This window comes from uncultured Photobacterium sp. (assembly GCF_947039875.1).
Classification (GTDB): Bacteria; Pseudomonadota; Gammaproteobacteria; order Enterobacterales; family Vibrionaceae; genus Photobacterium.
Genome location: NZ_CAMRAN010000024.1, coordinates 46272 through 59175 on the forward strand (window position 1 = coordinate 46272; position 12904 = coordinate 59175).

Below are 12904 nucleotides of genomic sequence, written 5' to 3' on the forward strand. Positions count from 1 at the left end.
AGTAAATAACTCACTTGCGGTAAATAATACCCTTTGAGCAATGAAATAAAAGCAAAAATAGTCTTACTGCACTTTTTACTTATTATTTCGTCAAAAAGCCCTATTGCCGACACTGAGCAAATATATCTAATTTAGCATCGTAAACTTTTGTTTTAACATCCATCATCCCCAATAATGAATGGAACAAGTTATCCTGTGAAAAACCACCAGCCGTTGCTTCACGTTGTAAACATTGACGATTTATATGCTGACTGTGTTGATAAGCAGGTGACAACCATAAAATTAATGGCACCGTCGTTTGTTCTTTTGGCGCAATGGAATACGGCAACCCATGTAAATAGACCCCATCTTCACCTAATGATTCACCATGATCTGCCATATAAATCATGGCAGTATTGGCTTTACTGTCATCTTGTTTAAGTATATCAATCACACTGCTTAAAATATGATCGGTATATAAAATCGTATTATCGTAGGTATTTGTCACTTGCTTACGACTACACTCTTGCAAATTACTGGTATTACACGTTGGTTTAAATATTTTAAATTCAGGTGGATAACGGTCATCATATGTTGGACCATGACTACCAATAATATGCAAAACAATAAATGTATCTTGTTTGGCATCATCAATTTGTGCCTGCAAATTTTTAAGTAAAACCGCATCATAACAAGTACCATCATGGCAAAGCTTAGGATCAACATCTGCATTAATAACAACATGCTTCACCCTATCGCACACCCCTTTACAACCACTATCATTGTCTTTCCAAGACACATCAATACCTGCACGTTGTAAAATATCCATGGCGGTATCTTGATGACGTGCAGTGATAGCATCGTAATTGGCTTTATTCATCACAGAAAACATACAAGGTAATGATACTGCAGTTGCCGTACCACACGATTTTACATTTAAAAAACTAATAACATTACGTTGAGATAAACCTGGGTTAGTCTCTCTAGCATACCCATTTAATGAATAATTCATTGAACGAGAAGCCTCACCAACGACCATTACAACAACATTATGTTTATCACCTTGATGGGTATTTTGAGCATCTAATCCAATCTGAGTAAATGGCATTTTAGCTTCAATGAGCTGGTATTTAGTGTAACGGAAAGTGGCTGAAATATAATTGGTCGGATTAATCAGTGCTTTAATTTCAGAGTGGTTGCGTACTAATGACGCATAATCTTTATAATAACCCGCGGCAATAACAACAATAACTAATAACGAAATAATAATACTTAAACTACGAGCAATTAATTCTTTTACTACAGAACGATAAATAACCTTAATTCGACATAATATAATTATAGGAAAAAGAGCAATAACAACAATCCATGCAAAACCAGCCACAGAAAAATAACTGCTCACTTCGGCTGAGTTTGTTTCAAATACATTAACAATCATGCCATAGTCAAAATACGCCCCATAGTTGTACATGGCATATGTCGCTAAGCTTGAAAAGAAAATCATTATTACGAGTAATGGTCGTTGTATCCATGGCCATAATAATAGATTAAAAATAATGTTTAATGCTGCAATAATAAACAGTGGAATGGTCGCAATAAAAACCACATCATTAGTGCTGCTTTTTAGAAATAATTCACTTAAATATTTCCATAAAGCAATGTTTTGTATCGCAGCAAAAAAGACAGCAACGAGTAATATATATTTGATGCTGGTTAAACGAAATTTCATTATGGAGTATTCCTAATATTTCATAACGATCACATAAACTACCAGCACATTTGTGGTGAAAAACCGCTGGTAAGCATAAAGCCAACCGTGGCTATCATTGTTCCATTTAAGAGCGATGATTATGCCTATAAAGATAACTAATAGACATGCATCTAAACAATATGGTTTGAAGCATTAATGAAAACATAGATTGATATAATAGTAGCTCATTTTTTTATATTTATGAAAACTGTTACACTAAAAGCAGTAAAGGAGAATACTGTGAATACACCTCAACCTATTGATAAACTTGCTTGGCTTCATATTGACCAACGAAAATTACTGGCTGTACGTTCATATGGAAAAGCACTCTATTATATTCCTGGCGGAAAACGTGATCCTGGTGAAACGGATGCTCAAGCATTAATACGAGAGATACAAGAAGAGCTATCGGTTGATCTCGTGCCAGAATCGCTATGTTATGCCAATAGCTTCCAAGCGCAAGCCCACGGTAAAGCACAAGGTATAATGGTTAACATGACTTGCTACTATGCTGAATATAACGGCGATCTATTACCAGCCTCTGAAATTGAAGAAATTCGATGGATCAATACTAATAATACCGACATTAGTTCAAGTGCAACATTAATGATCCTCGCATATTTGAAAGCACAAGATTTAATCGATTAATATCCGCCAAATTCCGCTATTGGTCATGATGAAATCATCTATATAAAAAACGCCAATACACAAATATGTATTGGCGTGATTTAAAGGATACAAGGGGAAAAGTACCCTGCTTCTACTCAATAAAGCTTGATTGCCTTATTTTAGAAAATCATTGTAAAGCATGTATAAATGCGCTGAACTCCAAGAGAAATTATTTGCACCTTGTACGGCTCCCGTTTCTGGGTTGTAGTTCTCTTGAATTGGTCGATCTAGAGTAAGCCCTTCTGCATTTTTAAATAGCTTATTAACCATTTCATTCGCTTGATCAGTATAACCATAGTTCGTCATACCTTTTACACCAAAGTAGAATTGATCAACCCATACACGACCACGCCAATAAATATCTGCCCCATAAGCCGGGTTATCTTTTGCTGCTGTACCTAATGGCACTTTAGTATTAAATTTCGTGGTATCCATCATATTGTTCACAACAGCAGCGGCAGTCATATCATCAGCCGCACCATTAAACAATGGTGACCAACCTTCAGCCCCCATGCCACGCGCAACAATCGGGTTACCCGCACAACCATTATTTAATTGCGCCGCTTCAGTAGGATTTATATTAATGTCATAGTAAAAACCAGTGCGACTATCAAACATACACTGATTAATGTAGTTTTTCGTTTCCACTGCTTTTGCAGTAAAATCAGCCGCAGCCTCATTACGGCCTAATGCAGTCGCAATTTGTGCTAAGAATTTATTATCACTGTACCAATATGACGCTTGGTCAACAGATTCTTGCATCAGTGAATAACCCACTAACTGACCACTATCATCACGGTTTTCACTAAACTTAACCTGCCAATCTTTCTTCGCTTGGTTTAATTTAGCCGTATTATCGTCCGTCGTATTGGCGTACGTTACTTTTTCACCATTCACAGCATAAGTATTATCAAACCCATGCTGTTTATGAGCATAGCGACCGAGTTGATCAACAAGTGCAATTTCATTAAGGTCAGTGAGACCTTGAGCATCAGCAATCGTGTCAATAAAACCAAATACTGCAGCATCATCTCGCCCAGACTCCCATGATGCCGCTGTTTGTGCAGGACTATGGATATCAATATAATTAAATGATTCTAATAATTTATTATATTCAGTAATGCCTTTAGCTTGAATCCAGTTATCAGGATCAGCCGCCGTTTTATATTCATAGATTAACTGACCATCTTCGGTTGTATGTGCAGGATCAACCGCAGCACCATACTCAGGAATACCGTTATTATTGGTGTCACGTGCTGTTAACCACCAATTATGGTAATCAACCAATTTCGGATACATTTCTTCTAACCATGCTTGAGCATCATCAGCACGGTTATATTTATCTTTTAAGGTTGTATAAACTTCCCACACCGCCCATGACGCTAATGATGGTTTAGTATTACGTTCATTCCATGACTGCGAATCATTCATTTCAGTTAAACCAAGCGCATCACCACGCTCTTTAGACATATTCATACCAACCACATCGAGCAAATAACCTTTATCATAAGGACGCAATATATCGTCGGCTTTTACTTGATGCTCAAACACAGTACGAATGTTATTCATCGCTAAATCAGGATTAAAATGTGCCATAGCATAAGCTTGTTTCCACGTATCCCACGGCCATGTTAAGTTACCAGAGAACCAACGCGCAGTAACCGATGGGGTCACCGTATCATAACTAACAAAGCCAGCAGGACTGCGCCAGTTAGCGGTCAATGTCTCCATTGCTTTCACTGCTACACGTTCTTGATCTGCGGTGGCATTTTTATTCACTAAGCCATGTTGAAGATATTGCTCCCAACGCTCAGTCGTTGCATTCATATAACGAATAGGGTGTTGTAGAATATCGCTCACTACTGTTTTTTCTTGTTGCCACTCAGCAGCCGTTAGAGTGTGACTAAAGACGGTATATAACGTATGAGTTGGCTCCGCGCTAATTTCAGCAACAGACTGATATTCAAGGCCATTAACATGGGTTGTAGTCGCTATATTACGATGAATATTAAATGCAGAACTACCGCTAGTACGAACCATCCATGATTCACGCTCTTTACCAAAGGCAATATCAATATCACCGCTATCATTCGATGTCATTACACGGGTCAAATTAGGTAATTGTTCAGCAACCGTAGACTTGTATTGAGGATCAGGTTTACCCTCTTTGGCATAATAACCGTCAACCAGTTTACCGTCCCACACGAGTTCTAAATTTTCCCCCGTCGTATTAGTAATAATCGTTTCAACAATCGATGAGCGTGAAGATACAAACTGTAACTTCATTTCAACTTTAATACCGTCGGCTGTCATTGTTTGAATTAATGCGCCCGGAATACTATGAGCCTCCGCACTAAAATCTACTGGCTGACCTGCTTTTAATATTGATAACTTATCAAAGTATTCGGCGACAGAGGTATTATATTCTTCAGTAATAGCTGTCGCACCAAAGCCACCTTTATTTTCAGGATGTGCTTTTAAATCCGGTAATAAATGCCCATGCCATGCACCGTCATCATGCAGTGGTGTATACGCCATATGACCACCGACACCCACTTCAGCTAAATGTTGAGGAGTCCCAGTTCGATCAAGAATATTCTTAAATTTCAATGCTATCTGTGGTTTTTCTTTCTCTTCACTGATTGAATTTACATTATCATCAGTATTACACCCAGCAGTAAACATTAACGAACTCACAGCCACTGCTAATAAGGTTTTTTTTGCTACCGTCGATTGTTTAATCATTTAAAATCCCCCGAGATTTAATGATGAGCTGCATCTTATAATTATTCGTACAGCTATTTTTTGTGGGCAGAATACAACCCGTACTCTGCAATTGCGGTGGATAATAAAGGTAAAAAAAACAACTAAAATTGAGGTAAATCACGTTTATTATTTTACTAAAATAGAGCACAAAAAATGGCAGAAACATTTTGAAACACTTATTATAAAAAAAAGAATTTATATAGGAAGGAATATCACACTATAAAAATAAGACCTAAAAGGAATAAAAAATTCAATTATTAATAAGCTTATAAAATAAGCGTGAGACTATTATTTGTCCTGAAAATCATGTGATGTTGATACAAAAAATCGGTTTAATAAAGAAGAGAAATGCGATCTTCCATCCAAAAAATAATTCCCCGCCCAAAAGCACTTTATGTAACTTTTGTAACCATTTTAAATAAGTAATGTAACACTCAATAAAACACTTTTTTAATCAATTTGTGAACTTTGTCACTATCAATTATTAAGAAATAAAAAAAGCACCATCAAGGTGCTTTAGTCTATTAGATATTATTTTTAATCTGTTTCTTTTACTAGAGCAATAATCGTCCATCCTGCTTTTGCTTCTAATGTTGAAGTAACAGTAAATGGAACAATATTTTGCTTTAAATCAATCGCAAACAACGGAATAAGTGATGAACCTTTATACTGCTGAAAATAATCTTCCAGTGTAAAGTTATCACTTAATTTAGTGTGTTTAATTTCTCCACCTTGGTTAATTAAACTCGCCAACTTTTTATAACTGATATCATCGCCAAATAGCACCGCTCCGCTGTGAGCTTGAGTCGCAGAGTGCTTCTCTAGGCCACTATTATGCCGACGACCATTTAAGCGAAAGATATTACGTTGCCCAAAATCTGTTTCATAATGGCTGGCTGCAACCGCATTAAAGTGTTTATCTGGAGTAAGTGCTAACAAATGTCCCACTCCAATTAAATCTAAATATTCATCGGCATGACTAGAGACCGCATTACCATAATAGGTTCCTAAACCGGCCATTCGAGCTGCGCGAATATAATCCCAGTTAGAATCAGTCATCACTACTCGACAATCATATTTTTTAAGCGCTAATCCAATTTCTCGCGCAACATCATTAGCGCCAACAATTAAAAAGCCCTTTGGTGATGGTTCAGCAACCCCTAATAAACGAGCAATAGGACGAGCAGTTAAACTTTGTAGTACCACAGTGCCGATAATCACCATGAAAGTCAGTGGTACTAACAGTTGAGCTCCAGCAACACCATCATCGATTAATTTCAATGCAAATAAAGCTGAAATTGCTGCGGCAACAATACCTCTAGGTGCAACCCAAGCTAAAAATAATTTTTCTTTAAATGCTAACTGACTAAACATTGTCGAAATAAAAATAGACGCAGGTCTTGCAACTAATTGAATTACCACAAATAACGTAATCGCCCCCCAACCTAATGCATGGAAATCAGCCAATTGAATACGGGATGCTAGAATTAAAAATAACCCTGAGATTAATAAAATAGTCAGGTTTTCTTTAAAGTGAAGAATATGACGAATATCAACATCTTTTGCATTAGCAAGCCACATGCCCATAACCGTAACGGCTAATAATCCGGCCTCTGATTCAAGCGCATTTGCGCCTGCAAATACACCGAGCACAACAGCTAACACTGCAAACGGCTGTAAGTATTCAGGTAACAGGTGATTACGTAGCACATAAGCGATAAGCCAACCAGCCACGACACCAATCACTAAACCAACCAGCAACATAAGACCAAAGACTTCGAGGCTATGCAGCTGGCTACTAGACACAATAAACTCATACACAATTACCACAAAGATCGCCCCAATAGGGTCAATCAATATACCTTCCCAACGCAAAATATTAGCCAATTTTGCTTGTGGTCTCACGGTACGTAGTAAAGGCACAATTACTGTCGGCCCAGTTACGACCGTCATTGAGCCAAATAAAAACGCCAATGACCAACTGAAATCTAATAAATAGTGCGTCGCGATACTGGTAATAAACCACGTAATAATCGCACCAATAGTGACAATACTTTTTACGTTTTTTCTCACCGTTTTTATTTCAGCAAAATTCAGAGTTAAGCTACCCTCAAACAAAATTACTGCCACTGCTAATGAAATTAGCGGAAACAGTAAATCACCAAAAAGAATATTAGGGTTAAATATACCTGCTATAGGGCCAATAAATAAACCAGCAATAAGCAATAATAAGATCGCCGGTAACTTCATACGCCATGCAAGCCATTGACATCCAAGCCCTAGTACCCCAAGGCCAGCAATCGTCAATCCAATCATTTCGTGATGCATAAATGGATACTCTATTAAAAAATACAAGACAAATAGCAATACGATGTCATCCCTTAAATCATTAACTTGAGAATGTTAACTTAGGGAATAAGTACACGCATGCACTACAATTAAATCACAATACAGATACAATAAACTAGCAACCATTATGATTATTCTGCTTTACAAGAATAAAAAAGCCGATGCTGGCTTTATTTAAAAAGCACAACACCGGCATCATTATAATTGTAATAAAAAGCTGTATGTCAGTTAACGTAGTTGACGTGAACGGAAGTTACGTCCTTTAATACGCCCTTTTTCTAATTTTTGTAAAGCCTCACGAGCGACCTCACGCTTAACTGCAACATAAGCACAGTGATCAAAGACATTGATCTTACCCACTGCTGCACCCGCAATACCTTTATCACCCGTTAATGCGCCTAAAATATCACCCGGACGTACTTTTTGCTTCTTACCGCCATCGATCATTAACGTGATCATTTCAGGACGGAAAGTCGGTTGATCTAATAAATTACCGGCAGGTAAAGCTTCGCCTTCAATATCACGATCAAGGTAATCTTCAAGTAATTTAACTTTGTAATGCTCTTTATCGCTAAATAATGAACATGCAATACCTTTACTTCCCGCACGACCAGTACGGCCAATACGGTGAACGTGCACTTCTGTATCACGTGCTAAATGGTAGTTAATTACCATATCAAGATTATCAATATCTAAGCCACGAGCTGCAACGTCAGTCGCCACTAGGATTGATTTACTTTTATTAGAGAATAGAACTAAAGTACGATCACGCTCACGTTGTTCTAAGTCACCATGCAATGCAATAGAACTAAACCCAAAGTCTTCTAAATCATCAGACATCTCTTGTGCTTCACGTTTGGTGTTACAGAAGATCACACATGATTCAGGACGGTGTTGATTCAATAATAAACGCACCGCATCTAAACGCGCTTCATTACCACTTACTTTGTAAAAGTGCTGTGAAATACTGCTATCATCATGGCTAGATTCTACTTTTACTTGCACCGGGTTTTTCATAATGCGCTTTGCAATAGAGGCAATTTGATCTGGGTAAGTTGCACTGAATAACAATGTTTGACGCTCACTTGGCGCAGCATCAATAATCACATCTAATGAATCTTGAAAACCCATTTCTAGCATGCGGTCAGCTTCATCAAGCACTAACGTATTTAGCTCATCAAGACACAAGAAACCTTTGTGAACATGTTCTTCAATACGACCAGGCGTACCCACAATAATATGTGCTCCGTGCTCTAATGAACCAATTTGAGGTCCAAATGGCATACCACCGCATAAAGTCAGCACTTTAATATTATGAATAGCACGTGCTAAACGACGGATCTCTTTAGCAACTTGATCGGCAAGTTCACGTGTTGGACATAATACTAATGTTTGTACACGGAAACGTTTTACATTAAGGTTATTTAATAATCCTAAGCCAAACGCAGCGGTTTTACCTGATCCTGTTTTACCTTGAGCAATGACATCCTTGCCATCAATAATAAGTGGAAGACTCTGAGCTTGAATAGGTGTCATTGCTTCATAACCTAAAGAGTCTAAATTACTCAATAGATCAGAATGAAGATTTAAGGTAGAAAATGCCGTCTGACTCAAAATGATGTCCTGTAAACGTCAACATATATCAGTATTTTCAACAAGAAACATAACTGTAATATGTACTAAAAATAAAATCAGTATGTCGAAACACATACGTTGGGTGCCGACACTAACAGCTAACGCCTTTGCTGACAATGTATACGGCTATTTTGCCATAAAATATTCAACTAAAAACATACCCCAATGATGGCACACAATATTAAACACGGTCAGCAGATTGACTTACCGGGCCAGAATTATACAATTTAGGCATATATTATGTCTTTATCTGATGACCCATATGAAAAAAAATGGATTTACCTTAATAGAACTTGTCGTTGTAATTGTTATTTTAGGTATTCTTGCCGTGGTCGCTGCGCCTAAATTTATGAACTTACAAGTTGACGCTAGAAATGCAGCATTAAAAGGGTTAGAGGGTGCTCTAAAATCAGCATTAGGTGTTGGCTATTCAAAATTAGCAATTGCTGGATTAGAAAATAATCGATATGTAACAAATAGAGAAAAGAATCCTGATGAAGACGATCATTTCACTTTTTTAGCTAAATTTCCTATTCCTGGGTGTAAAAAAGATAATCCTTGTACATTTTATTATGGATACCCAGAAGCGACAGAAACAACATTTCAACAGCTTATGACAAATTTAGGCTCAGAATGGATTATGATCAGAGATAACGGGAAACTAGATTTTACTTTTAGCAAGTTTTCAAAAAAATCAACTACGCCAGATAGTAATGGTGATTTCCCTATAATTAGAGATCGTGATAATTGTTATATTGAATATACACCACCTACATCAGTCACATCAGGTTATACGCTAAAGCTGATAAAATGCAGTTAATTAATATTTACCTAGCCTCTTAAAAAACAACGTCTATTTACTCAAAAAATATTATAACCAATTAGTAATAGGCGTATTTTTTCTAAAATAATTGACCTCATTTAATGAAAATTAAGTTCACGAAGTGAAAAATTGCACAACCTACGTCGCTGTGCGATTATAATATTAATAATTTGAGATATCGCTACTCTACTCAACGTCTTTTGTTATTAATAGGTAGAGCAGCCATGATCCCCTTTACAGCAGGAATTAACCTTTATGAGTCAGCCAGAAAATGACCTCATCAAAGCCAGTGAAAATAAATTACACAATGAATTTAATACCACTCAATTTCAGATAGCTCGTGTACTAAGTATTACATTTAATGTCATATTAATTCTTGCTCAAATAAAATTAATCAAAGATCACGAAATTGATATAAAAACCTATGGTGTTTTTATTTTTTGTAATATCAGTATATTAGTCAACATCCTAGCACCAAGGCTAACAAAATTAACACTAAAACAAGTAGGTAAGTACACAGCAATACCAACTATCATTAGTGTGTTTTTATTTCTTAGCCAAACCTTCGCTTAAATAGACAGTAAATATCTGATTAATCACCTTATAATACTGAGTGATTAATCAGCTTTTTTATTTAATCCATCAATGGCTTATTTATCAATAGTAAAAGTAAAGAATTGACTGGTGCCATTATCATTGTCACTCACGATGTAACCACTCGCTTTTTTATTTGTTTGGGTTTCAATCGCAATAGATTCCGCTTTTGTAATAATCGCTTTACCGTTATTTTTCAGCTCTTTAGTATTATAGCCAGTTAAATCAATTGATGATTTATTTGCTAAGGCTTTCAATGGTAATACACCAACAAAACTCCCCTGAATCGCGCCATCGCTGATGCTGCTATTATTATTACCTTCAACGGATGCAGTAAACAGCATGCTATCAGCATCTTTCCAATAATCGGCACCAGAGAAGCAAGCCTGTACACCATTAATTTTAGGCAATTGAACTTGATATACTTTTAAAGAAGGCAATGCTTGCGTTTTACCTTCTAAATAAGACATTAATTCATTTTTATCCATTGTGAAAATGGCATTTTTACCCTCATTACCTCTATTAAAGATAAAGATTTCATTACCAGTGCTCGCAATACCTTCAATATTGATTTTTTCTTGTTGAGTAAAATTTGCTACTTTATGCAGTTGAGCATATAAGTTAGACAGTGACAATTTTTGATTTTCACCGCCATTGACAGGCATCAAATAAGCTTGCTCACGTAAGACTGCTTTACTACCAGAGCCCATCACTAAGTAATAAGGCTTATTAAGGTAATTAACCATTGTCATTGATTCAAAATCAGGCTTTATTTTGTAATTAATACGATTTTGTTCATTAACAGAAAAATGCTCAATCAATGTTTTTTTATTAATTTTAAAATCGTTATTAACACTAAATAGCCAAGGTGAATCATCACCCACGACCATGATTTTACCATTATTCACAACCATGCCAGAACCTGAAGAAAGATTATGATTAACGGTTGAATTCGCAATATCAAATGTAAATGAATGCGATGAATCAGCTGATGGTGAACAACCTGTAACAAGTAATGTTAACGCGCTAAAAAGACTAACTTTTGCTATTTTTTTAATATTCATTAGTTTTACATATTGAAATATTTAAGAGTGAAAAAATATTACGCTCATAATTACAGCAAAAAAAGATATGCAAACATATTTTCTATAAAACGTACTATAAAAAATAAAAAAGCGTTTGTAATAAGTAAAAATTCATTTAATAAAAAAGAGTAACCATTATATATTATAAATGATCACTCTTTTTTATAGGGAGGTTGTATAACCACGGCCCTAAATAACTAATGTCGTACTGGTTTTGCTAGCCATACTAATGAAATCAGTAATAATATTATTTACCGCGTAACAATCGATGATGAAAAACTACCAAATAAAGTCCAGAAGAATATTGATTATGCAACCGCATTTACTATTTGATCAGGTTTAACACTATTTACAATTAAATTTTGGAGTGGCATAAAAAAGGCCAAGCCCCAAAGCAGGTTTTTACAGGAACAGTTGACCGTTTTTCATCAAGCATTGCAAACTTAAACTAGGGTGTAAACTTTTCTTACTTAATACTTCTCTTGCTTAACTATACAGTTTTAAATTCACAATACGCGTTAATTTATTGGCTAGGGCCACAATTGCTTTCGTTTTACCGCTTCGCAATGCAAGTCCATTGAACCATCGACTTAATGCATCTGTTCGCTCTGGTGTGTATTTAGAAACAGATCTTACCCCATGTATGAGTAATGCCCTGAGTTCATTGTTGCCATTTTTGGTTATCTTTCCAAGTTTGGTTTTGCCACTGGGACTAAACCGCACCATGCAGATAATTACCTGCCATTTAAGAGCTGTTTTCCTGAATCAACCTGGCTGAAAAATGTTGCGGTTACAATTGGACCAAATCTAGGAATCGCTAATAAGGTTTGATAACGTGGTTATTGTTTGCAAAGAACTTCAAGATCCAGAGTTAATGACTTTATTTCATCGGTAAATATGTTGATTTCAGTAAGCAAATCATGAAGTATTCTTCTCATTATTATAAATAATTCATTATCAGGATCTTCTAAAGCAATAGATACTTGTTCTCTTAAAGCTTTTTGCTATGATCACCCCATACTCGCTGGCTAAGCCTTTCAATTGATTGGCATTTGCTAGCCGCTGTTTTACTCTTCGTTGCCTGATACACCTTATTGATTTAATGCCTTGCCGTTCAATTATTTTAGTTGTGTTGCAACCATTTAGAAATATCACTTTATCCAGACGTAAAAAAGCCCGCAATTTCTTGCGGGCTTCTCTGTTTGGCTCCCTCTACTGGACTTGAACCAGTGACATACGGATTAACAGTCCGGC

General features: G+C 36.3%; 9 protein-coding genes. 3 read left to right on the forward strand and 6 right to left on the reverse strand.

The genetic code is table 11. The features are described from left to right. Nucleotides 1-100: 100 nt before the first annotated feature. Nucleotides 101-1708: a phosphoethanolamine transferase EptA gene (eptA, locus tag Q0V26_RS10320; protein ID WP_297481534.1), complete on the reverse strand. Its 1608-nt coding sequence runs from the start codon at nt 1706-1708 to the stop codon at nt 101-103. A gap of 261 nt (nt 1709-1969) precedes the next feature. On the opposite strand from eptA, the gene Q0V26_RS10325 reads away from it, so the two are divergent. Then, nucleotides 1970-2377, forward strand: coding sequence for an NUDIX domain-containing protein (locus Q0V26_RS10325; RefSeq protein ID WP_235865809.1), 408 nt, complete (start codon nt 1970-1972; stop codon nt 2375-2377). Between the two features lie 135 nt (nt 2378-2512). On the opposite strand, the gene ygjK is transcribed toward Q0V26_RS10325, so the two are convergent. From ygjK to dbpA, 3 genes are all read right to left on the reverse strand, one after another. Beyond that, nucleotides 2513-5143, reverse strand: a complete 2631-nt coding sequence (gene ygjK / locus Q0V26_RS10330) for an alpha-glucosidase (RefSeq protein ID WP_297481537.1) — start codon at nt 5141-5143, stop codon at nt 2513-2515. Nucleotides 5144-5701: 558 nt separating this feature from the next. Next, complete coding sequence (locus Q0V26_RS10335; protein WP_297481539.1) at nt 5702-7492, reverse strand: sodium:proton antiporter; 1791 nt, start codon at nt 7490-7492, stop codon at nt 5702-5704. Between the two features lie 249 nt (nt 7493-7741). Then, nucleotides 7742-9127, reverse strand: coding sequence for an ATP-dependent RNA helicase DbpA (gene dbpA / locus Q0V26_RS10340; RefSeq protein ID WP_297481541.1), 1386 nt, complete (start codon nt 9125-9127; stop codon nt 7742-7744). Nucleotides 9128-9410: 283 nt separating this feature from the next. On the opposite strand from dbpA, the gene Q0V26_RS10345 reads away from it, so the two are divergent. Beyond that, nucleotides 9411-9968: a type II secretion system protein gene (locus tag Q0V26_RS10345; protein WP_297481543.1), complete on the forward strand. Its 558-nt coding sequence runs from the start codon at nt 9411-9413 to the stop codon at nt 9966-9968. 258 nt (nt 9969-10226) lie between these two features. Then, a complete protein-coding gene (locus Q0V26_RS10350) occupies nt 10227-10544 on the forward strand; it encodes a fumarate hydratase (RefSeq protein ID WP_297481545.1) in 318 nt (105 codons plus the stop codon). A gap of 77 nt (nt 10545-10621) precedes the next feature. On the opposite strand, the gene Q0V26_RS10355 is transcribed toward Q0V26_RS10350, so the two are convergent. Both Q0V26_RS10355 and Q0V26_RS17890 read right to left on the reverse strand, forming a co-directional pair. After that, complete coding sequence (locus Q0V26_RS10355; RefSeq protein WP_297481547.1) at nt 10622-11629, reverse strand: hypothetical protein; 1008 nt, start codon at nt 11627-11629, stop codon at nt 10622-10624. Nucleotides 11630-12136: 507 nt separating this feature from the next. After that, nucleotides 12137-12376, reverse strand: coding sequence for a transposase (locus tag Q0V26_RS17890; RefSeq protein WP_363316467.1), 240 nt, complete (start codon nt 12374-12376; stop codon nt 12137-12139). Between the last annotated feature and the right edge of the window lie 528 nt (nt 12377-12904).